At 64.8% G+C, this 21,577-nt stretch carries 23 protein-coding genes; 10 read left to right on the plus strand and 13 right to left on the minus strand.

Annotated elements, in window-relative coordinates; translation table 11 throughout:
• Window positions 1–122 precede the first annotated feature (122 nt).
• From ABIB99_RS13490 to ABIB99_RS13500, 3 genes are all read left to right on the plus strand, one after another.
• On the plus strand, window positions 123–2,963 hold the full coding sequence (locus ABIB99_RS13490; protein WP_354176151.1) for an ATP-binding protein: 2,841 nt from the start codon (window positions 123–125) through the stop codon (window positions 2,961–2,963).
• 201 nt (window positions 2,964–3,164) lie between these two features.
• Window positions 3,165–4,592: a S8 family peptidase gene (locus ABIB99_RS13495; protein WP_063980779.1), complete on the plus strand. Its 1,428-nt coding sequence runs from the start codon at window positions 3,165–3,167 to the stop codon at window positions 4,590–4,592.
• A gap of 94 nt (window positions 4,593–4,686) precedes the next feature.
• Complete coding sequence (locus ABIB99_RS13500; RefSeq protein WP_028148705.1) at window positions 4,687–5,046, plus strand: hypothetical protein; 360 nt, start codon at window positions 4,687–4,689, stop codon at window positions 5,044–5,046.
• Between the two features lie 12 nt (window positions 5,047–5,058).
• Here the strand turns inward: ABIB99_RS13500 and ABIB99_RS13505 are convergent, their stop codons facing one another.
• Window positions 5,059–5,733 (minus strand): response regulator, encoded by a 675-nt coding sequence (locus ABIB99_RS13505; protein WP_014498490.1) that lies wholly within the window; start codon window positions 5,731–5,733, stop codon window positions 5,059–5,061.
• Between the two features lie 343 nt (window positions 5,734–6,076).
• On the opposite strand from ABIB99_RS13505, the gene ABIB99_RS13510 reads away from it, so the two are divergent.
• Window positions 6,077–7,702 (plus strand): MFS transporter, encoded by a 1,626-nt coding sequence (locus ABIB99_RS13510; protein ID WP_175627402.1) that lies wholly within the window; start codon window positions 6,077–6,079, stop codon window positions 7,700–7,702.
• A 63-nt stretch (window positions 7,703–7,765) separates the two neighbouring features.
• Here the strand turns inward: ABIB99_RS13510 and ABIB99_RS13515 are convergent, their stop codons facing one another.
• From ABIB99_RS13515 to ABIB99_RS13525, 3 genes are all read right to left on the minus strand, one after another.
• Window positions 7,766–8,239, minus strand: a complete 474-nt coding sequence (locus ABIB99_RS13515) for a secondary thiamine-phosphate synthase enzyme YjbQ (RefSeq protein WP_354176153.1) — start codon at window positions 8,237–8,239, stop codon at window positions 7,766–7,768.
• 133 nt (window positions 8,240–8,372) lie between these two features.
• Window positions 8,373–8,891, minus strand: coding sequence for a hypothetical protein (locus ABIB99_RS13520; protein ID WP_354176154.1), 519 nt, complete (start codon window positions 8,889–8,891; stop codon window positions 8,373–8,375).
• A 41-nt stretch (window positions 8,892–8,932) separates the two neighbouring features.
• On the minus strand, window positions 8,933–9,175 hold the full coding sequence (locus tag ABIB99_RS13525; protein WP_166076733.1) for a hypothetical protein: 243 nt from the start codon (window positions 9,173–9,175) through the stop codon (window positions 8,933–8,935).
• Between the two features lie 75 nt (window positions 9,176–9,250).
• Between ABIB99_RS13525 and ABIB99_RS13530 the strand changes: the two genes are divergently transcribed.
• From ABIB99_RS13530 to ABIB99_RS13550, 5 genes are all read left to right on the plus strand, one after another.
• Window positions 9,251–9,625: an AtpZ/AtpI family protein gene (locus ABIB99_RS13530; RefSeq protein ID WP_063980777.1), complete on the plus strand. Its 375-nt coding sequence runs from the start codon at window positions 9,251–9,253 to the stop codon at window positions 9,623–9,625.
• A gap of 112 nt (window positions 9,626–9,737) precedes the next feature.
• Window positions 9,738–10,487 carry a F0F1 ATP synthase subunit A gene (locus ABIB99_RS13535; protein ID WP_354176156.1) on the plus strand — a complete coding sequence of 250 codons (750 nt, stop codon included), beginning with the start codon at window positions 9,738–9,740 and terminating at the stop codon, window positions 10,485–10,487.
• A gap of 53 nt (window positions 10,488–10,540) precedes the next feature.
• Entirely contained in the window at window positions 10,541–10,771 is a 231-nt protein-coding gene (locus ABIB99_RS13540; RefSeq protein ID WP_007599451.1) for a F0F1 ATP synthase subunit C, read from the plus strand.
• A 60-nt stretch (window positions 10,772–10,831) separates the two neighbouring features.
• Complete coding sequence (locus ABIB99_RS13545) at window positions 10,832–11,395, plus strand: F0F1 ATP synthase subunit B family protein (protein ID WP_354176158.1); 564 nt, start codon at window positions 10,832–10,834, stop codon at window positions 11,393–11,395.
• A 5-nt stretch (window positions 11,396–11,400) separates the two neighbouring features.
• Window positions 11,401–11,886, plus strand: a complete 486-nt coding sequence (locus ABIB99_RS13550; RefSeq protein WP_085402617.1) for a F0F1 ATP synthase subunit B family protein — start codon at window positions 11,401–11,403, stop codon at window positions 11,884–11,886.
• A gap of 199 nt (window positions 11,887–12,085) precedes the next feature.
• Here the strand turns inward: ABIB99_RS13550 and ABIB99_RS13555 are convergent, their stop codons facing one another.
• From ABIB99_RS13555 to ABIB99_RS13575, 5 genes are all read right to left on the minus strand, one after another.
• The gene (locus ABIB99_RS13555; protein WP_247316313.1) at window positions 12,086–12,742 is read right to left on the minus strand and encodes a hypothetical protein; all 657 of its coding nucleotides are present in this window, start codon (window positions 12,740–12,742) and stop codon (window positions 12,086–12,088) included.
• Between the two features lie 134 nt (window positions 12,743–12,876).
• On the minus strand, window positions 12,877–13,464 hold the full coding sequence (locus ABIB99_RS13560) for a GNAT family N-acetyltransferase (RefSeq protein WP_014498500.1): 588 nt from the start codon (window positions 13,462–13,464) through the stop codon (window positions 12,877–12,879).
• A gap of 39 nt (window positions 13,465–13,503) precedes the next feature.
• On the minus strand, window positions 13,504–14,793 hold the full coding sequence (locus ABIB99_RS13565; protein ID WP_028148714.1) for a M16 family metallopeptidase: 1,290 nt from the start codon (window positions 14,791–14,793) through the stop codon (window positions 13,504–13,506).
• A complete protein-coding gene (gene thrC / locus ABIB99_RS13570; protein ID WP_014498502.1) occupies window positions 14,790–16,208 on the minus strand; it encodes a threonine synthase in 1,419 nt (472 codons plus the stop codon). The genes ABIB99_RS13565 and thrC overlap by 4 nt, the downstream gene beginning before the upstream one ends.
• Window positions 16,209–16,769: 561 nt before the next feature.
• Window positions 16,770–17,414 carry a response regulator transcription factor gene (locus tag ABIB99_RS13575; protein WP_014498503.1) on the minus strand — a complete coding sequence of 215 codons (645 nt, stop codon included), beginning with the start codon at window positions 17,412–17,414 and terminating at the stop codon, window positions 16,770–16,772.
• Window positions 17,415–17,500: 86 nt separating this feature from the next.
• Here ABIB99_RS13575 and ABIB99_RS13580 point away from each other — a divergent pair, with 86 nt between their 5' ends.
• A complete protein-coding gene (locus tag ABIB99_RS13580; RefSeq protein WP_247316315.1) occupies window positions 17,501–18,832 on the plus strand; it encodes a histidine kinase in 1,332 nt (443 codons plus the stop codon).
• On the opposite strand, the gene ABIB99_RS13585 is transcribed toward ABIB99_RS13580, so the two are convergent.
• The 4 genes from ABIB99_RS13585 to ABIB99_RS13600 form a co-directional block, all read right to left on the minus strand.
• Window positions 18,829–19,194, minus strand: a complete 366-nt coding sequence (locus ABIB99_RS13585; protein WP_354176162.1) for a nuclear transport factor 2 family protein — start codon at window positions 19,192–19,194, stop codon at window positions 18,829–18,831. The two genes, ABIB99_RS13580 and ABIB99_RS13585, sit on opposite strands and share 4 nt — an antisense overlap.
• A 118-nt stretch (window positions 19,195–19,312) precedes the next feature.
• Window positions 19,313–20,068, minus strand: a complete 756-nt coding sequence (locus ABIB99_RS13590; RefSeq protein WP_354176163.1) for an SURF1 family protein — start codon at window positions 20,066–20,068, stop codon at window positions 19,313–19,315.
• Window positions 20,065–20,466, minus strand: a complete 402-nt coding sequence (locus ABIB99_RS13595; protein ID WP_354113387.1) for a DUF983 domain-containing protein — start codon at window positions 20,464–20,466, stop codon at window positions 20,065–20,067. The genes ABIB99_RS13590 and ABIB99_RS13595 overlap by 4 nt, the downstream gene beginning before the upstream one ends.
• Before the next feature lie 200 nt (window positions 20,467–20,666).
• On the minus strand, window positions 20,667–21,563 hold the full coding sequence (locus ABIB99_RS13600; protein WP_354176165.1) for a cytochrome c oxidase subunit 3: 897 nt from the start codon (window positions 21,561–21,563) through the stop codon (window positions 20,667–20,669).
• Between the last annotated feature and the right edge of the window lie 14 nt (window positions 21,564–21,577).

A 21,577-nucleotide genomic window follows, 5' to 3' on the forward strand; every position in this document is an offset into this window, starting at 1 on the left:
AGGCCCCGGCGCACAGTCCCGCCACGATGCCTGCATCAGCGGTCTGATGCCGATGCAGGTGCGGCCTTGCCGGATCGCGATCATCTGGCTATCCGGTCGGTTTGAAAGGACAACATTTCGCCATGACCGAGTCGGCCGGCACCGCAACGGGAACCCAATCGTTCGGGCCATTCACCGTGACATCGCATGAAAGGCTCGTGATGCGCGACGGCGTCGCGCTGCCGCTCGGCGCGAAGGCCTTCGACACGCTGATCGCGCTGATGTCGCGGCCGAACGAGGTCGTCAGCAAATGGGACCTGATGGCGCTGGTGTGGCCCGGGCTGACCGTCGAAGAAGCCAATCTGCGCTTTCACGTCGCAGCCCTGCGCAAGGCGCTCGGCGACGGCAAGGACGGCGCCCGCTACATCACCACGCTCTCCGGCCGCGGCTATTGCTTCGTGGCGCCGATCTCCAAGGCGGAAATCGCGGCAGAGCGGCGTCCCGCGCAGCGAACGGAATTACCGCCCGTCAAGCTGCCGAACCGGCTGCAACGGATGGTCGGGCGCGACGATGCGGTCGCCGCCGTCTCCGACAAGCTCATCGGCTCGCGCTTCGTCACGATCGTCGGCCCGGGCGGCGTCGGCAAGACCGCCGTTGCGGTGGCGATCGCGCACGACCTGCTCGAGACTTTCTCCGATGCCGCGCATTTCGTCGACCTCGCCGCGCTCAGCGATCCCGATCTCGTGATCACCTCGATCCTGCTGATGCTGGGCTTGCCGGCGCAGACCGACGATCCGCTGCCGGCACTGCTCGCGCATCTCGGCGACAAGCGGATGCTGCTGATCCTGGATAATTGCGAGCATGTCATCGCCGCCGCGGCGCCGCTGGCAGCCGAAATCTTTCACGCCGCACCCCATGTCCATATCCTCGCCACGAGCCGCGAGGCCCTGCGTGTCGAGGGCGAGCAGGTCTACCGGTTGGCGCCGCTCGCCGTTCCGCCTGACAATCCCGGGCTGACCGCGGCTGCCGCGCAGACCTATCCCGCGCTTCAGCTCTTCCTCGAACGTGCCATGGCCGGCGGCGCGCAGATCGCGCTCGATGACGTCAATGCCGCGATCGTCGCAGGGATCTGCCGCAAGCTCGACGGCATGGCGCTGGCGATCGAGCTCGCCGCCGGCCGGATCGAGGCCTACGGACTGGAGCAGACGGCCGCACTGCTCGACGAACGCCTCAATCTGCTCTGGCAGGGCCAGCGCACCGCGCCGCCGCGGCAGAAGACGTTGCAAGCGACGCTGGACTGGAGCTACGGGCTCCTGTCCGACACCGAGCGCCTCGTGCTGCGCCGGCTTGCCGTCTTCGCCGGTCACTTCACCATCGACGCCGCGCTCGAAATCGTGCCGGACGAGCGCGTCGACCGCTCGCGCCTGTTCGATGCCATCGACAGCCTGGTCGCCAAGTCGATGGTCGCGCCGCGACCGGTCGGCGCCATGATGCGCTACCGTCTGCTCGACACGACGCGCGCCTATCTGCTCGAGATCGAGCCGAACGAGACCGCGCTTGCCGCCCGCCACGCAACCCACTACCGGCGATGGCTGGAGCAGGCCGGCACGACATGGGCGACGGTGCCGAGCGCCGACGAACGCGCGATCCATTTCTCCGCGCTTCACAACGTGCGCGCCGCGCTGGACTGGTGCTTCGGCACGGACGGCGATGTCGGCATCGGCATTGCGCTCGCCGCCGCGGCGGCTCCGATCTTTCTCGCGATGTCGCTGCTGATCGAATGCCGGCGCTGGTCGGAACGGGCGCTGCTTGCGATCGATCCGTCCTCGCGCGGCAGCGCTGAGGAAATGCACATCCAGGCCGCCCTCGGATTGACCTTGATGTTCACGCGTGGCGGCAGCGAAGCTGCGCGTGGCGCCCTGAGCAGGAGCCTGGCGATCGCCGAGGCTCGCGGCGACGCGGCGAACCAGCTCCAGCTGCTCGGCCGCATGCACATCTTCCACGAGCGGATGGGACAGTTCGACGCCGCGCTCGGTTATGCGCAGCAGAGCCTCACGGTCGCCGAGACGCTCGGCGACGCCGCCTCCATCGCCCTCGCCCATTCGCTGCTGGGTGTCTCCTTGCATCTGGCCGGCGAGCATCGCGACGCCCTGAGCATGCTGGAGGCCGCCTGGCACGGGCCGGGTACGGAGCGGATCAGCACTGTCCACGGCTTCGATCACCGCAACCGGGCCGGCATCTCGCTCGCGCGCGAGCTTTGGTTGCAGGGCCGGCCGGCGGATGCGCGGCAACTGGCGCAGCAGACGGTCACCGAGGCCGCGCAGATGGACCATCCGATCACGCTCTGCATCGCACTGATCTGGGCGGTCTCGATCGATCTCTGGAGCGGGGATCTCGACGGCGCGGAAGAGAACCTCGACCGCTTCATCGCACATGCCGAAACGCGCTCGATGGGCCCTTATCTCGCGGTCGGCCGCGGCGTCAAAGGCGAGCTGGCGATCCGGCGCGGCGACGCCGCTGGCGGCGTCGAGACGATACGGGCCTGTCTGCGCGAGCTCCACGACGCCGGCTACGAGCTGCTCACCACGACGTTCAACATCGCGCTCGTGCATGGCTTGTTGGCGCTCGGGCAGATCGAGCGGAGTGCGCGCCTGATCGACGACGCGATCGGCCTCGTCGAGCAAGGCGGCGATCATCTCTACATGCCCGAGCTGTTGCGCATGAAGGGTAATGTGTCGCTGACACTGCCGGAGCCGGCCACCGATGAGGCTGAGAACCACTTCAGGCAATCGCTTGACCTGAGCCGCCGCACCGATGCGAAAGCCTGGGAGTTGCGAGCGGCGATCGATCTCGCGAAATTGATCGCCGGGCGCGGCCAGCGCGCGGACGCGAAGAGGTTGCTTCGATCGGCGCTCGGAGGTTTCTCCGACGGGTCACGGACCTCGGATATCGGGATCGCCAGCAAGTTGTTGGAGACTCTCTAGGAAGCGCACCGGCGGCCAGGCGCCGGCCGAAACGGTATCTCAATGTTCGAGGGTCGCGCCGCGTGTCCCTGCGACATCCTCTCTCGTTGCAACTCCCGGGAAATGAACTAGCATCAACCACTGCGAGCATTTTATCGCATGTTGAACCTATTCAGTTGATTGCCTTTAGCACGTCCATTTCAATCATCCGGAGCCACGACAATGGCAGGGTCCAGCCTCGAGGATACACTGGCCGCGATTGGCTATGTCAAAGTGATTGTCACAATGAAGGACAGGGCGTCGGCCGCCGCCACGTCCGAGATCGCGATGCAGGATCATTTCATCGCGCCGGACACTGCCCAGACACAGAGTCTCGTGGCGGCGGCAACGCGCTCCGCCGGCCGCCAAATCAGAGGAGCGGAGAGCCTGGCCGAGCGCCGCGTGCGCATCTACCCCAACCTTGGACTCGCAGTCGGCAGCGTGGATGCCAGCGGCCTCGTTTCGCTCCAGGCTGATCCGCAAGTGGGCAAGGTCGACAAGGCTCCGGAGATCAGCCTGATCAAACCGGTCGAAGCCCGTCCAATCAAGACCGGGGTCGGTCCGACCTGGGGCATCAAGCGCTTGAACGTGGAACGCCTTTGGCAGGCGGGTTTCACCGGCCAAGGCGTGGTGGTTGGTCACCTCGATACCGGCGTCGACGGCAAGCATCCGGCATTGGCCGGAGCCATCAAGAAGTTTGCCGAGTTCGACCTGGCGGGAGATCAGGTTCCGAACGCACCGGCCCGCGACAGCGGCGTACACGGCACTCACACCGCGGGCACGATCGTCGGCCGGCCGGTCAGCAAGGGTCGCTTCGGCGTCGCACCGGATGCCCAGCTCGCGAGCGCGATGGTGATCGAGCGCGGGCAGGTGATCGAACGCATCCTGGCCGGCATGGACTGGGTGATCGGCGAAGGCGCCCGAGTCCTGAGCATGTCGCTCGGACTACGCGGCTTCACGCCGGCATTCCAGAGTGTGATCGATGCCTTGCGCGCCGCCAACGTTCTGCCGGTCATTGCGTCCGGCAATGAGGGCCCCCGGACCAGCCGCTCGCCGGGCAATTACGCGAACGTGTTGTCGATCGGCGCGATCGACGTGCACGACGTCGTGCCTGATTTCTCCAGCAGCCAGAGCTTCAATCGCGCGATCAGCCCATTGTGCCCGGCGATCGTCGCACCGGGGGTCGCGATCACGTCCTGCGTTCCCGGCAAAAAGTACGAGACCATGAATGGGACGTCGATGGCGACGCCCCACGTCGCGGGTCTTGCAGCCCTTCTGCTGCAAGCGAGGCCGACTGCAACGGCGGACCAGCTCGAAGCCGCCATCATCGGATCCTGCGCGCGCCCCGAGGCGATGGAAGAGGCCCGCGCGAACCATGGGGTGCCCGATGCCGTCAGGGCCTACGAGCTCCTGACCGGGTCGCAGCTCCCCGCCGCGCAGGTGAGCGTCGCGCCCCGGCGGCGCACGCCCGCGAAAAAGCGCTCTGCGAGGGGGCGCTCGTCGTCGCATCCACCGCGCAGCGTCGCCAAGAAGATGGCACGCCGGCCGAAGGTTGCCGCATCGCGGCGCCCCGCGCGCAAGAAGAGCCCTTCGAAGCGCCGTCCCGCCTGACTCCACGGCAATTCTTGTTGCGGCCAGCTAAAAGCCGGCCGCAATAAGCGCTATATTGGCCAGGCCGCCAGGGATTCCCGCACAGGAGCCGGCCATGACCGACAAGACAAAGCCTTCGCCCGAATGGGAAGGTAAGGCTGTCGTCAATCGATTGCGCCAAGCCACCAAGCCCGGCCAGCCTTCGTCAGTTCAGGTGTTCCTGAACGATGACGTTGCCGCGAGCGACCTGCCGGAGAAGGCAAGGGAAATCGTCACTGACATGAGCGCTAGCCTCGATCTGCCGGCCAATGCGATCAAGCTCGGCAAGGTGTTTCGCTTGGCCAAGTCGTTTTCGGTGTCGACCGACGTACCCGACGTCTTCGACGCCCTTGCAAGGCACGGCGACGTCAAGAGCATTTTGGAATCGGTACAGCCGGATATCCTGCCCAAGCCGACGCGCGAAAAAGGCGACTGACCCGATCGCGGTTTACGATCCCGTCGGGGTGCCCTGCTTCCACTGCCCGCCGGCGATCTTCGCCGCGGCAATTACCGCCTGGGTGCGGCTCTCGACGCCGAGCTTTTGCAGGATCGCCGAGACATGCGCCTTGATGGTGGCTTCGGAGACGCCGAGCTCGTAGGCGATCTGCTTGTTGAGCAGCCCTTCCGACAGCATCATCAAGACCCGGACCTGTTGCGGCGTCAGCGTCACCAGGCGGTCGCGCAGGCGCGTCATGTCGGGATCGGCGGCGGCCGATAGATCGGTGTCGGTGGGAACCCAGACGTCCCCCTCCATCACCTTGAGGATCGCGTCGCGCAAGGTCTCGACGCCGAATCGCTTCGGGATGAAGCCGGAGGCGCCGAAATCGAGCGAGCGGCGAATCGTGGCGCTGTCGTCGGAGGCCGAGACGATCACCACCGGGATGGCCGGGTACTGCGCGCGCAGATAGATCAGCCCGGAAAAGCCGGAGATCCCGGGCATCGAGAGGTCGAGCAGGACCAGATCGACGTCGGATGTCTGTTCCAGCAGCTTGGTGAGATCCTCGAACGATCCCGCCTCGTCGATCCTGGCCGAGGTCAGGACGCCCGCCACCGCTTGCCGCAACGCGTCGCGGAACAGGGGATGGTCATCGGCAATGACAAGATGGGTCGAAGGAGCGCTCATCGTTCTCTTGCTGGCATTCACACCGGGCCAGTAGGCCGGCCCGGGGCCTTGGTCAATTCTTTCCCGACCGGCCGTGGCATGCAAGTGGGCATTATCCCTTTGCGGGAACGGGGTTAACCCATGGTCGAGCACGATCGTGCCGGATTGAAAGGTCCGCGGCGTCAGGTGCGCGTCAGTGCGCAAGGCCGAAAGTCGTATTGGGGCGGGTTTCACGCCGATGTTACCTTGGAGCCAAGACCTGGGTTGATCCGGCATGACCGGGTATCCGGGGCGCGAGGAAACGCATTTCGGGGAGCGACTCAACATGTCGACAATGGCTGTGTCTCAAGCGGGCGCGGGAGGAATGACGAAGGACGAACGGTTCGTCATTCTCGCCTCCTCGCTCGGTACCGTCTTCGAGTGGTACGACTTCTACCTCTACGGTTCGCTGGCCGGCATCATCGGCGCGCAGTTCTTCTCGGCCTATCCGCCGGCAACCCGCGACATCTTCGCGCTGCTGGCCTTCGCCGCGGGCTTCCTCGTCCGTCCGTTCGGCGCCATCGTGTTCGGGCGCGTCGGCGACATCGTCGGCCGCAAATACACCTTCCTCGTCACCATCCTGATCATGGGTCTGTCGACCTTCATCGTCGGCCTGCTGCCCAATGCGGCGACCATCGGCATCGCGGCCCCGATCATCCTGATCGCGCTGCGCCTCGCCCAGGGCCTGGCGCTCGGCGGTGAATATGGCGGTGCGGCGACCTATGTCGCGGAGCACGCGCCGAACGGCAAGCGCGGCTATTACACCTCGTTCATTCAGACGACGGCCACGCTCGGCCTGTTCCTGTCCCTGCTGGTGATCCTGTTCACCCGCAGCGCGATCGGCGAAGCCGATTTCGCGGCCTGGGGCTGGCGCATCCCGTTCCTGGTCTCGGTGCTGCTGCTCGGCATCTCGGTCTGGATCCGGCTCCGCCTCAGCGAATCCCCGATCTTCCAGAAGATGAAGGACGAGGGGAAGAGCTCGAAGGCGCCGCTGACGGAAGCCTTCGGCAACTGGCAGAACGGCAAGCTCGTTCTGCTCGCGCTGCTCGGCGGCGTGATGGGCCAGGGCGTGGTCTGGTACACCGGCCAGTTCTACGCGCTGTTCTTCCTGCAATCGATCCTGAAGGTCGACGGCTATACCGCCAACCTGCTGATCGCCTGGTCGCTGCTGCTCGGCACCGGCTTCTTCATCGTGTTCGGCGTGCTCTCCGACAAGATCGGCCGCAAGCCGATTATCCTCGGCGGCTGTCTGATCGCGGCGCTGACCTTCTTCCCGATCTTCAAGATGATCACCACCAACGCCAACCCGGCGCTGGAAAAGGCGATCGAGTCGGTCAAGGTCGACGTGGTGGCGGATCCCGCGGGTTGCGGCGACCTGTTCAACCCGGTCGGCACCCGCGTCTTCAGCGCGCCCTGCGACACCGCACGCGCCTACCTGTCGGGCGCGTCGGTCAAGTACTCGACCTCTTCCGGCCCGGCCGGCTCCGGCGTGAAGGTGGTGGTCAACGGCAAGGACATCGCCTACGCCAACGCCAAGGACGGCAATCCCGCGCTGCTCGCCGCAGTGCAGGCAGCCGGCTATCCGAAGCCGGGCGATGCGGGCATCGTGAAGATGTCGCATCCGTTCGACATCTTCCGTCCGCAGGTGGCCGCGACCGTCGGGCTGCTGTTCATCCTGGTGATCTTCGTCACCATGGTGTACGGCCCGATCGCCGCGATGCTGGTCGAACTGTTCCCGACCCGCATTCGCTACACCTCGATGTCGCTGCCCTACCATATTGGTAACGGCTGGTTCGGCGGCCTGCTGCCAGCGACCGCGTTCGCGATCGTGGCCTCGACCGGCGATATCTATGCGGGTCTCTGGTATCCGGTCATCTTCGCATCGATTACCGTCGTGATCGGCTTCTTCTTCCTGCCCGAGACCAAGGACGTCGACATCAAGGCGACCTGATCGACAGCAGCGACCGACAATACGAACCGGCCGCGGTCTCCGCGGCCGGTTTTGTTTTGGGGCCTACTGATTGCTACCGATGAATTGCAGCACGACCTCGCGCCGGTGCGGGCGCTTGCGATGCTCGATCAGGTAGATCGCCTGCCAGGTGCCGAGCGCGAGTTTGCCGTTCAGGACCGGGACCTGAAGCGAGGTCTGCGTCAGCATGGTCTTGACGTGCGCCGGCATGTCGTCCGGTCCCTCGGTGTAGTGGGTCCAGCCGGCGTTCTCAGGCGCGAGCCGCGACAGTGCCGTGGTGAGATCGACGAGCACGGACGGATCGGCGTTCTCCTGGATCGTCAGCGACGCCGAGGTGTGCCGGATGAACAGCGTCAGCGCGCCATCGCGCGCCTGAACCTCATTGATGAACTTCGCGGCTTCGCTGGTGAGATCGGTGAAGCCGCGGCCGGGCGTCTGCACGGTCAGCAGTGACGATGCGACGGTGGTGACTTGCACCGACGATGGCGCCGAGCGCGTGACGGATTTGCCTGATGTCATGAAAGATCTCTCAACTCGGAATGCCACCGTAGGGTGGGCAAAGCGAAGCGTGCCCACCAATCGACGCAACGAGGTCAAGGTGGTGGGCACGGCGCTTCGCACCTTTGCCCACCCTACGGCATCTCGTCATGCGCTAGATCTTCCCCGAGACGTCCTTCTGCACGCGGTTGGCCATGTCGATCAGCCGGCGCCAGGCCTTTTCCAGGAACGACATCACCCGATCGACATCCTGGTCGCTGGGCAGCGGAATCTCGATCTTGCGGTCCCCCTCGGCGACCTTCGGGTCCTTCTTGAGCGGATCGGATTTCGGCATCGCCTCGTCGATCTTGCCCGACACGGTCGGCCCCGCCGCGATCTGCCCCTTCAGCTTCTCGACTTCGGCCTGGAGCCGGCCGATCTCGGCGTCGAGCGCGGTGCGTTCGTCGGGCACCGCGTAACAGGCCCAGCCCGCGCCGTTCTTGGTGCAGGTCGATACCGTGCCGGTGCGGGTGTCGAGCCGCAGCACTCCTTCGGGGATGGGCGTCATGCTGTAGCGGCCGTTTTCGCTGTCGGGCGCGGACTGTGCGGCAACGAGGCCGCCGCCGATGGTCATCATCGCGGCGAATACCGCCGCTGCAAGCCATGATGCTGTGGATGAATTTACTGGTCTCATCGCGCTCTCCGCCATGGCGCTTCTGTGGCTTCTCTTCAATTCTACACCCCGGCGAGGCGATCTGCCGCCCAAAACGCGCCACCGATATCAACGATCGCGGCAATCCCTTTGATCCCGCCGGCAGGACGAAATGGTGGTCGCATTCGCCGATCATGAAGAGAGCTGCTGCGGTGCGGCGTCACGCTGTGTGCAGCGTTGCCGTGCGTGCCAATATCATCAAGTAAATCAGATACATAATAGAACGCGACGCAATCGTGACTTGGCTTGACTTGATTATGGGCCATCAGTATGGTCCGCGCGGCTTTTGAGGGTGGCGGGCGTAATTTCCATTCAGCCGCGGCGTTTCGGGTCTTCGTTGCATGACACAGGGCACGGGACACGGCGAGAATGGGGATCGCGATAGATCGTCCGAGGAAGCTGCGCTTTCCGAACGGCTCGGAAATCTTGATCAGCGGTTGTCCGAATTCCGGGACCGACGAATCAAGACCGAGCAACCCGCAGGTGACGGTGAAGACAGAGCGGCCAGAGCTTCGGCGATGGCGCTTGGTTTCCGGTTATCCTCCGAGTTGGTCGCCGGGGTCGTTGTCGGAGCGGGGATTGGCTGGGGTTTCGACCGCTTGCTGTCGACGTCGCCTTTCGGATTTATCGTGTTCCTGCTGCTGGGCTTCGTGGCCGGCGTGGTGAATGTGGTGAGAACGGCAGGCGCGGGTCAAAACAGGCGCGGTGATTCTTAAGCGATCCGCACCAACAGAGGAATGATCGTGCCGGCCATGCCGGTACGGGCCGGCCCGGCCGGCAGACCGAGACCCGCCGGCATTGCCCGGCAGACCAAGAGATGCCGCGCTGATGAAAATCGATCCGATCCACCAGTTCAACATCGAGCCTCTCTTCACGATCGGCCATATCGGCAATCACACGATCGCCTTTACCAATTCATCGCTCTACATGCTGGTGGCGGTCGCGATCATCTCGATCCTGATGCTTGCCAGCGGCACGCAGCTGGTTCCCGGGCGCCTCCAGTCGGTCGCCGAAATCTCCTACGAGTTCGTGGCATCGACCATCCGCTCGACCGCCGGCGCGGAAGGCATGAAGTTCTTCCCGCTGATCTTCTCGCTGTTCATGTTCATCTGCGTCTCGAACCTGGTCGGCATCATCCCCTACACGTTCACGATCTCGAGCCATCTGATCGTGACGGCCGCGCTCGCGCTTTTGGTCTTCTTCACCGTGCTGATCTACGGTGTCGCCAAGAACGGCCTGAAATTCTTCTCGATCTTCGTGCCTCACGGCGTCCCCGGCTACATCCTGCCACTCGTGATGTTCATCGAGATCCTGTCGTTCTTCCTGCGGCCGGTCTCCCACAGCGTCCGTCTGTTCGCCAACATGCTGGCCGGCCACATCGCGCTCAAGGTTTTCGCGGGCTTCGTCGCCATGCTCGGCTTCTCGCTCGGCGCGCTCGGCTGGGTCGGCGGCGTGCTGCCGCTGGCGCTCACGGTCGCGCTGTACGCTCTCGAGATTCTGGTCGCGTTCCTGCAGGCCTATGTGTTTGCGATCCTGACCTGCATCTACCTGAACGACGCCATTCATCCGGGACACTGAGCGGTCCGGGGAATTTCCACCCACAACCCAATCTTTCTTCCAAGGAGTCTAAAATGGATCCGGCAGCAGCAAAACTTATCGGCGCGGGCATCGCATGCATCGGCATGGGCGGCGCGGGCGTCGGCGTGGGCGTGATCTTCGGCAACTACCTTGCCGCAGCCGTTCGCAATCCGTCGGCCGCTCAGGGCCAGTTCGGCAACCTGATCTTCGGCTTCGCCGTGACCGAAGCGCTTGGCATTTTCTCGCTGCTGATCGCGCTGCTGCTGCTGTTCGTTCCGCTCTGAGGACGATGTTTCGCGCCGCTTCGACCGAAGCGGCGCGCATGACGGCAACAGGAGTAATCCATGGCTGAGAGTCATGGCGGGGCGAAAAGTCCGGCGGCGGGCGCCCACACCGAGTCCGAAGGCGGTCACGGTGGCGGTTTTCCGCCGTTCGAGAGCAGCAACTACGCTTCACAGCTGGTGTCGCTCGCGATCTTCTTCGTCGCGCTTTACGTGATCGTGTCCAAGCTCGCTCTGCCGCGCGTCGGCGGTGCGATCGAGGCACGTCAAAACAAGATCGAGGGTGACCTCGCCGAAGCGCAGAAGCTGAAGGACCAGTCCGACGCGGCGCTGAAGGCCTATGAGGGTGAGCTTGCTTCGGCACGTTCGCGCGCGCAGGCGATCGGCAACGAATCCCGCGACAAGGCGAATGCGCAGGCGGAAGCCGAGCGCAAGGCGCTTGAAGAGCAACTGGCGGTCAAGCTCGCCGAGGCGGAAAAGACCATCGCCTCGACCCGCACGACGGCCATGAGCAACGTCCGCGGCATCGCGGCCGATGCGGCAGGCCAGATCGTGCAGCAGCTCACCGGTATCGTTCCGGACGCAGCCTCGGTCAGCACTGCCGTTGACGCGTCCTTGAAGGGTTAGTCGATATGTTCTTCGATCCTGAAACCTGGGTCGCCATCGCCTTCGTGATCCTGATGGTCCTGTTCGGCTATCTCGGGGTCTTCAAGAAGGTGACGACTGCGCTCGACCACCGCGCCGACCGCATCAAGGCCGAGCTCGACGACGCGACGCGCCTCAAGCAGGAAGCGGCCAAGGTGCTCGCCGACTACAAGGCGCGCAGTGCCACGGCCGAGCGCGAGGCTGCCGACATCATCGCCAACGCCAAGTCCGAAGCCGAGCGCATCGCGACCGAGGCCAAGGCGAAGATGGAAGACTTCGTCGCCCGCCGCACCAAGACCGCGGAGAGCAAGATCGCGCTCGCCGAGGCCCAGGCGGTGGCCGATGTCCGCGCCGCAGCCGCGGAAGCCGCCGTTCAGGCCGCCTCCACGATCCTGTCGCAGTCGGTCAAGGGCCAGGTCGCCGACGACCTGCTCGCCAAGGGCATCAACGAGGTTCGGCAGAAGCTGAACTGAGGGGTTTCGCCTCACCAATCAAAAAGCCGGCGCGCGAGCGCCGGCTTTTTTGTTGGGCAGGCCTGTAGCCGCAAATCAGGTGTCATCACCCGCGAAGGCGGGTGATCCAGTATTCCAGAGACAGCAATGGGATACGGAGAAGCCGCGGCGTACTGGATGCCCCGCCTTCGCGGGGCATGACAGCGAAGCTTGTGGTTACCTATTTCTTCTTCGGCCTTGCCTTCGGCTCGGGCGAGAGCGCCTGCGGGTCGAAGCCGACATAGAAGATGTAGGAATCGGCGATCTTGGCCGAGGGCACCGGATAGGCCAGATCCTCGGCGATGAAGGTGAAGGGCACGCTGCCGCCCTCCGACATCTCGACCGTGGTCCGGTAGGCCTTCGAGGCGATCACCTTCTCACCGACGCCGCCCTGCACCACGGCGATGCGCAAGGGCACCTCGACAGTCGCAGGCGCACCGGCGGGACCGGCGATGACACGGCCCTGGATGCCGATCCGGGCCGTGATATCGCCGCCATTCCGGGTACATTCACGCGCCATCTTGGTGATCGTGGCCTGGAAGCGGATCTCATTGCCGACGGCCGGCTTGCCGGCGGCGCCGACCGCGTAGGTCGAGGCCCCGGCACGCACCGTGACCTGCGGACAATCGACATCGTCATCGGCCGCCGGCTGGCCGGGCGCGGGCGCCGGCTTGGGCTGGGCCGGCTCGTCGGACTTGCCGCCGAACAGGCTCTTGAAGCGGTCGGTGAGCGACTGGGCCGCCACTGGCGAGACGGAGGCGAGCGCAACCGACAACGCCAGCGCGATCCCCGTACCCCGCCGCAACGCATTCCGCGATGACCGAAGCTTCTTCACCATCAACGCCCATACTCCATGACCATCTTCCAGCCGATCGCCGGCCGGTCCTCGCGCGTTATATCGTCAAAATCGGCGAACCCAAGGCAGGCAAGCAAGGCAGTCCAATGAGACTTTGGCCTCAGGCATGACAGGGCTCAGCCGCGGAAATCCTCGTGCAGCAGGCCGAACAGAAGGTGGTCCTGCCAGACCCCGTTGATGCAGAGATAGCGGCGCGCCAGGCCCTCGCGGGAGAAGCCGCACTTCTCCAGCACCCGGATCGACGGCGCATTGGTGGGAATGCAGGCGGCCTCGACCCGGTGCAGATTGAGCTCGCCAAACAGCGTCGGCAGCAGCACCCGGAGCGCCGCCGTCATGTAGCCGCGATGGGCATGAGGCTTGCCGACCCAGTAGCCGATGGTGCCGGCCTGGACGATGCCGCGGCGGACATTGGCGAGCGTGATGCCGCCGACCATGGCACCGTCGAGCTCACGGAAGATCAGGAAGGGATAGGAGCGGTCCGCGGCGATGTCCTCGGAATAGCGCCGCAGGCGGCGGCGGAAGCCGGACCGGGTCAGGTCGTCGGACGGCCAGATCGGCTCCCAGGGCGTGAGATAGTCGCGGCTGGACTCGCGCAAATGCGCCCACTGTATGAAGTCCGACATCTGCGGCGCGCGCAGCAACAGGCCGTTGCCGCGCGGCGCGAGGGCGGCGGGTCCACTGGATGGCAGGCGAAACAGGGCCATGGTGATGCTTCCCGGGGCAGATCAGCCCGTGCGCGGCTCCTAATGCAGCCGCGCCTTGGCACGTGCCCGGGTCAATCCTTCCGCAAAAGACACCGCCGTGTCCAGACCCCTGCCACTGCCCAATGCGACAACTGCAGGGCGGCTCCGCGAAAGCAGCGCACGCGCGGCATCCCGGGTCGATTCGACGCTGACGGCGTCGATCCGGGCCACCAGTTCCTCGACCGTCTGCGGCCGGCCATAGGCCAGCACATGCCGGGCGAGCTGCTCGGCGCGGGACGAGCAGCTCTCCAGCGCCATCAGGAGGCCCGCCTTCATCTGCGCCTTGGCCCGCGCGATCTCGGCCTCGGTCAGCGTCTCCACCGAATCATTCATGATGTCGACCACGACCTCCATCATCTCCGGCGCGTCGGCCGGATCGGTGCCGGTGTAGAGGCCGAAGAAGCCCGTGTCGGTGTAGGGCGCGTGGAACGAGTAGATGGAGTAGCAGAGGCCGCGCTTCTCGCGCACCTCCTGGAACAGCCGCGACGACATCCCGCCGCCGAGGATGTTGGTGAAGACCTGGAGCGAGAACAACGACAGATCGCTCTGCGGCACGCCTTCCAGCGCCAGCGTCAGATGCGCCTGCTCGAGCTCGCGATGCACCACCTTGGCGCCGCCTTTGCCGAACTGAGCGGCTTGCGGCTTCGGACCCGGCGTCCCTTCGAAGCTCGCAAAGCGCTTCTCGACTTCGGCGACGACCTGCTTGTGATTGACCGCGCCGGCTGCCGCCACCACCATGTCGGGGCCGCGATAGTGCGTCGACAGATAACCGCGCAGCATGTCGCGGTTGAAGGCGCGCAGGGTCTTGGCGGTGCCGAGCAGCGAGCGGCCCATCGGCTGGTCGGGATAGCAGAGCTCGTTGAGATGCTCGAACACGACGTCGTCGGGCGTGTCCTGCGCGGCACCGATTTCCTGCACGATGACGTTCTTCTCGCGCTCGAGCTCGTCGGGCTCGAATGCGGGATTGGCAAGGATGTCGGCGAGCACGTCGAGCGCGAGCGGCACGTCGGCCTTCAGCACCCGCGCATAATAGGACGTGGTCTCGGTCGAGGTGCCGGCATTGAGGTCGCCGCCGACCGCCTCGATCTCCTCGACGATCTCGCGCGAGGAGCGCTTGGTCGTGCCCTTGAACGCCATGTGCTCGAGCAGATGCGAGATGCCGTGCTCGTTCGGCTTCTCGTCGCGCCCGCCAACGCCGGCCCAGACGCCGAGCGCCGCGGTCTCGAGATGGGGCATCTCGTCGGTGACGACGGTCAGGCCGGAGGCAAGCTTGGACATCTCGACACTCATCCGGCAACTCCCTGTTTTGCGGCCCGGCTGACCGACAGCACGAACCGCTCGACCTCGGCCTGATCGTTCTTCATCACCTTCATGTGTTCGGATTTGGTCATGAGACCGTCGAGCCAGGCCGGCAATTGCGGCCGCTGGCCGCAGGCTGCCTCGACCGCATCGGGGAATTTGGCCGGATGGGCGGTGGAGAGCACGATGCTGGGCACCGTCGTATCGGTGGTGTCGCGGTCAGCGACAGCAAGCGCGACCGCAGTATGGGGATCGACCAGTTCGCCCGCCTCGCGCCAGGCGGCGCGGATCGCGGCTGCGGTTTCGGTCTCGTCGGCCCGGCCGGCGTCGAATTCTTCACGGATTGCGGCCAGCATCGCGTCAGGCAATACGAAGCGCCCCGACTGCTTTAGCGAGTCCATCAGACGGCGCACGCCGGCCGCATCGCGCCGGCCGGCCTCGAACAGCAGCCGCTCGAAATTCGAGGAGATCTGGATGTCCATCGATGGCGACGCGGTGGCGTGCACCTCGCGCACCTCGTAGATCCCGGTCTTGAGCGTGCGCGCCAGGATGTCGTTGACGTTGGCGGCGATGCGCAGCGTGCGCACCGGCAGCCCCATCCGCTTGGCGACATAACCGGCAAAGATGTCGCCGAAATTTCCGGTCGGCACGACGAAATCCACCGTGCGCGCCGGCGCACCGGCGGCGACGGCGGAGGTGAAGTAGTAGACCACCTGGGCGACGATGCGCGCCCAGTTGATGGAGTTGACGCCGGAGAGCGAGGTCGCATCGCGGAAGCGATGGTTGTTGAACATCCCCTTCACGAGCGCCTGGCAGTCGTCGAAATTGCCCTCGATGGCGAGTGCATGGACGTTGGCCGCGCCCGTGGTCGTCATCATCCGCTGCTGCACTTCGGAGATGCGCCCGTGCGGGAACAGCACGATGAGATCGACATTCTCCAGGCCCGCGAACGCGTCGACCGCGGCGCCACCGGTGTCGCCGGAGGTCGCGACCACGATGGTGGTGCGCTGGCCGCGCTTGGCGAGCACGTGGTCCATCAGCCGCGAGATCAGCTGCATCGCCACGTCCTTGAAGGCGAGCGTCGGACCGTGGAACAGCTCCAGCACGAATTGATGCGGCGTCATCTGGCGCAGCGGCACCACCGCCGGATGGCGGAAGGTGGCATAGGCCTCGTTCGCCATGCGGCCGAGCTCGGCATCCGAAATCTCGCCGCCAGCGAACGGACGAATCACGTCGACCGCGACCTCCCAATAGGGGCGGCCGAAGAAGCCAGCGATGGCCTCGGTCGAGAGCTGCGGCCAGGTCACCGGCACATACAGGCCGCCGTCACGGGCAAGCCCAGTCAGCATCACGTCGCAGAAGCCGAGTTCTGGGGCCTCACCCCGGGTCGAGATATAGCGAGTCAAACTGCCCTCCAAAGGCCGGCCGGCCTTGAGCCAGATCCATAAGCCTTTGATTTCATGAAACTACTTGTTAACGGCCAGAAGCGTTGGGCCACCATAAAGTGTTTTGCGGCATCGGGAAACCGCTTCCCGCCTGTGCCCCGCTCAACGAAAAAGGGCTGCGGCGATGCCGCAGCCCTTCTCTTGGAAGGTCTGTCGTTGATATGTGCAGACCGGTTTGCCTCGTGCGGGTTGCCGGCCCGCCAAAACTGTCGGCCAAGTTCTCGGCGCCCGTCACGAAATCGTCAAGAGCCAAAACGGCGGGGGCAAGAAAATGTTCCTATTTTTCCCGGCGCGGTTCGCGGTTCGCAAAGGCATTCCTGCGAGCGCCCGCGCGCCATTGCTTCTTTTTCCCGCAATTTCGGGTGGTTCAGGAACGAATATCACGCCGGCCCATTGTGTCGGCGGATGGTGTCGGCGCTGTCCATGCATTGCCCGGCTAAGCGTCGAGACCCGATCCGCCCGGCCGGACCGGCTGCATCCTGGAGCAGCCGGTTCGGTGCCGGGCCGCCAGTGCCCCGGGCGTCAGCTCATCCCGATTTCCACCGCGATCCTGATCAGGTCGGAATGGTTCTTGGCGCCGAGCTTCTGCTTGAGCAGGGACGTGGTGTTGGCGACCGTCTTGTAGGAGATGCCGAGCGCCTCGGCGACCTCGACGATCTTGTCGCCACGGCCGAGCAGGCGGAGAATCTCGAGCTCCCGCGGCGTCATCTGCGAGGCCGGATTGGCCTTGATCGCCGCACCGGAGAACGTGACCGCCTCCGCGAGCTGCGGCGAGATGAAATTGTCGCCGGCGACCACCTTGCGCACCGCCTTGAGCAGAATCCGGGGATCGTCGCCCTTGGAGACATACCCCTGCGCGCCAAGCTCGACCGCCCGTACCACGAAGGCCGGATCGTCGTTCATGCTGAACATGATGATCTTGGCATCAGGGTCGTCCTTGCGGATCCGCCGCATCAGCTCGAAGCCGGAGACGTCGGGCAGGCTGATGTCGATGACGGTGACGTCGGGCCGCTTGCTGATATAGGCGCGATGCCCGGATTTGGCGTCGGTCGCCTCGTCGATACGGATCGAGTGGTCGGACGCGAAAAGGGTGCGGCATCCTGACAGCACCACGGGATGGTCGTCGACGATCAGAACTCGGGTCGCCGGCTTGGCGGTATCTTGCATCGCGCGCTCTCTTGTTTTTCGACTCATAGACCGACGGGAACAAATGGAAAGAGCAAATCCCGCCAATGCGCGTTAGAATTGACCTAATGTGGCAGCGGCTCTCATTCAGAACACAATTGTTTCTTCCGCTCGGCTTGAGCTTCCTTGCCGCGCTGGTCATGGGCGGCGTGCTGCTCCAGAGCTTCGCGGCGGGGCAGCTTGCCGACGAGAATGAGCCGGGCCGACGCTCGACCCGGACGGTCGCCGAGGCACTCAACAACAGCCTGAAGGCCTCGGACGACCCGCGGAAGATACTCGATGCATTTGTCCATTCTTTGGACAACTCCTCGGATATTCAATTCCGTTCAGTGGAAGCAGGTCCCGCCCCCTCTCCAAAGGACAGCCTGCGTGATCTGCATGGCGTGCCGCATTGGTTCGTGGACCTGATCGCCATCCCGGAGATGGACGCCGCATCTCCCGTCATCATCGACGGCAGGCGTGTCGGCGACATCGTGTTCATGCCGGACCTGTCAGCCGATCTGTTCGAGAAATGGATCGGCTTCCTGGCGCTGACGAGCCTCATCGCCGTGCTGATGATGCTGACTGGGACCATTGCCTATCTCTTTGCGGGATCGGTGCTGCGTCCCCTGCAAGATCTCGGCGCAGGCCTCACGCGAATCCGGCGCGGCGATTATGCAACGCCTATCCCGGTCGCAGGACCGCAGGAGATCCGGCAGAGCTGCGAGGAAGCCAATGCGCTGGCGATGACGCTCGCGCAATTGAGTCAGGATAATCGCGACCTGCTGCACCGCCTGGTGTCGCTCCAGGACGACGAGCGGCGCGATCTCGCGCGCGAGCTGCACGACGAGCTCGGACCGCTATTGTTCGGCATCCGCGCCAGCACGATCGCGCTGAGCGAGACCTCGGGAAATCTCGGCAACCCGGCGCAGGAGGTGATGCGCTCTGTCGAGGCGCTCCAGCAGACCAACCGCCGCATCCTCGACCGGCTGCGGCCGCTCTACATCGAGGAATTGGGGCTCGAGACCAGCGTGCAGACGCTGCTCCAGAACTTTCGCAGACAGGCGCCGCATATCAGCCTGACGGCCACGATCGATCCTGGTCTGAACGAGATCGACCGACCGCTGGCCCAAACCGTCTATCGCTTGATCCAGGAGGCGCTGACGAACGTGCTGCGCCACGCCGGGGCGAACAACGCCCATGTGCTGGCGACCATTGCCGGCGAGGTGCTCACGATTGAGATCTCCGACGACGGCGGCGGCTTTCCCGCCGACAACGTCTTCGGCCGCGGCCTGACGGGCATGCACGAGCGCGTGCGCGCGCTCAGCGGATCGCTGTCACTGCTGCGCGCCGACGAGCGCACCTATGTGCGCTGTCGCCTGCCGGTCGAGACGGCACGAGACGCGCCGGCGGCCGGCTAGCACACACCATCTGCATGCGGAGTCTGCTCCGCCGGCTCGCACAGGGTGCTGTAGATCTTGCCTTCGGGACTGAAGCGAAACGAGGCGTGGATACGCAGCGAGCCCGCGACGGAATATTCGAGATCGATGCCATGCGGCACTGGATTGATCTCCTCAAGACCGAAGCCTGCCGACGAGAAGGTGCTGAGCCGCGGTCCCCAATAGGTTTCGAGCTCGCGCCGCCCGCGATAATGTCGCTTGCCGTTGCACATGCATTCGACCCGGGCGTCGTCCGCATAGAGATCGAGGAGCGTCGCGAGGTCGCCCTTCCGGCAGGCGTCCACCCAGTCGACGACAATTCCCATCTGGTCGAAATCGCTCACACCAAAATCCTGTCTGCCGCGAAAAATTTGCGTGCGGCTTAGGACCACCCTCGTGAATATGTCCTGAATAATAAACCCCGGGCGATACCGGGTTCCCTCCAGGAACCTACGGAAAATTTCAGGTCGGGTGCCGCCGTCCCCACGCCCAGACGCCGAATGCGATCAGCACCGCGCCGGCGAGCGCGAACCAGGTGATGGCGTATTGCAGATGATCGTCCTTCAGATGCACGTCGAGCGGGCCGGGACGCGGAATGCCGTTCTCCGGCACCGGCCGCTCCAGGTCGATGTAGAACGGCGCGACCGTGCCCCAGCCGAGCGCCCGGGACATGGCGAGATGATCGCGGGTGAACCACAGCCGTTTGTCACGCTCAGCGTCAGGCATCAGCACGCTGGCTGTTTCGGGGAAACGGACGTAGCCGGTCAACATCGCCGGCTTGTTGGTAATGAGTCGCGCGACCGCCCGATCCTGCAGGGCGCGGTCCTGTTGGGTGTTCGGCACGAAGCCCGCGTTGACCGCGACCATATCGCCGCCAGGCAGCCGTGCGGGAAGGAAAGCCCAGGTGCCGGGGCCGGAAATGTCGGAGCGGATGGCGGAGCCGGAACTGTAGACCATCGCATCCAGACGGGACTCGTAGGTCGCCGTAAATGTGACCCGACGGAATTCGTCCCGCTCCGGCGTCAGCGTGCTCCATTGCGACGGCGGCGGCAACGCAACAGGTGCCGCCGCGAGACGCTCGGTCAATGCGGCGATCAACTGATGTTTCGCGACGCGGCGCTGCAATTGCCAGACGCCGAGCGCGACCAAGACGGCGGCCAGGAAAAGCGTGAACAGCGCGAAGCCGGCCACGCGGGGCTTGCGCGCGGTCTCGTTCATTTCGCGCGGTCGACCAGCCGGCCCGGCGCCGCCTTGTGGTGGAATTGCAGCGCGATCAGCAGCGACTTCATCGCGCGCAGCGGCAAGAGCGTGGTCGCGAGGATCAGCGGCAGCCATAGCGCGGCATGCAGCCAGTACGGCGGCTGGTATTTGACCTCGACGATCAGCGCGCACGCAACGACGATCCCGCCGGCCAGCATGATGATGAAGATCGCAGGACCGTCGCCGGTGTCGATGAAGGCATAGTCGAGGCCGCAGCGGTCGCAGCTGGGCGCGAGCGTCAGGAAACCCGCATAGAGCTTGCCCTGACCGCAACGCGGGCACTTGCAGGCGAGCCCGCGCAGCGCGCTTTGCAGGACGGTCGTCTCGGGCTCGGATGGGCCGGCGGTATCGTTCATGATGACGGACTCTAGAGCATTATCGGTTCTGATTGAATCAGAACCGAAGCTCTAGATTCTTGTTTTGACGTGTTTTCTTCACGCGAACCGGTATCCACTTCGCTCGAAAACGCTCAATCACAGTTTCCGCCGAACCTTCCGGCGGCCCAAAAGCGAAAGGGCGGCCCTGCGGCCGCCCTTTCTGATCGGTCCAATGCGGCTCAGTGCGCGCCGTGGGCCATGGTCTCGGCGCCGTGTCCCCACACATAGATGCAGAGGAACAGGAACAGCCAGACCACGTCGACGAAGTGCCAGTACCAGGCGGCGAACTCGAAGCCGAGGTGCTGTGTCGGGGTGAAGTGGCCGGCATAGGCGCGGAACAGGCAGACCAGCAGGAAGATGGTGCCGACCAGCACATGGAAACCATGGAAGCCGGTCGCCATGAAGAAGGTCGCGCCATAGACGTTGCCGCCGAACGAGAACGCCGCGTGGCTGTACTCATAGGCCTGCACGCAGGTGAAGAGCGCGCCGAGCACGACGGTGAGGATCAGGCCGTATTTCAGGCCCTGGCGATCGTTCTCGAGCAACGCATGGTGCGCCCAGGTCACGGTGGTGCCTGATGTCAGCAGGATCAGCGTGTTCAGGAGCGGCAGATGCCAGGGATCGAAGGTCTCGATGCCATGCGGCGGCCAGGTGCCGGGCACGGCGCAGGCGCCAGCCGCGGTGCCGAGACCGCAGCCGAACACGGCGTCGCGCGTGGCGTGGACGGCGTCGGCCGGGAACAGCGCCGCGTTGAAATAGGCCCAGAACCAGGCGACGAAGAACATCACCTCGGAAGCGATGAACAGGATCATGCCGTAGCGGTGATGCAGCTGCACGACGCGGGTGTGATCGCCCTTGTACTGGGCTTCCTTGATCACATCGGCCCACCAGCTCGCCATGGTGTAGATCACGCCGACGGTGCCGGCACCGAAGATGATCGGCGCGGCCGCGAACATGTGGTGCATCCAGGTGATCGCACCGACCGCCATGACGAAGGCCGAGATGGAGCCGACGACGGGCCACGGGGAGGGATCCACCAGGTGGTAGTCGTGATGCTTGGTGTGCGCCGTTGCCATTTGCGGTCTCTCTC

The sequence above is a fragment of the Bradyrhizobium sp. LA6.1 genome, from assembly GCF_040547805.1.
Classification (GTDB): Bacteria; Pseudomonadota; Alphaproteobacteria; order Rhizobiales; family Xanthobacteraceae; genus Bradyrhizobium; species Bradyrhizobium barranii.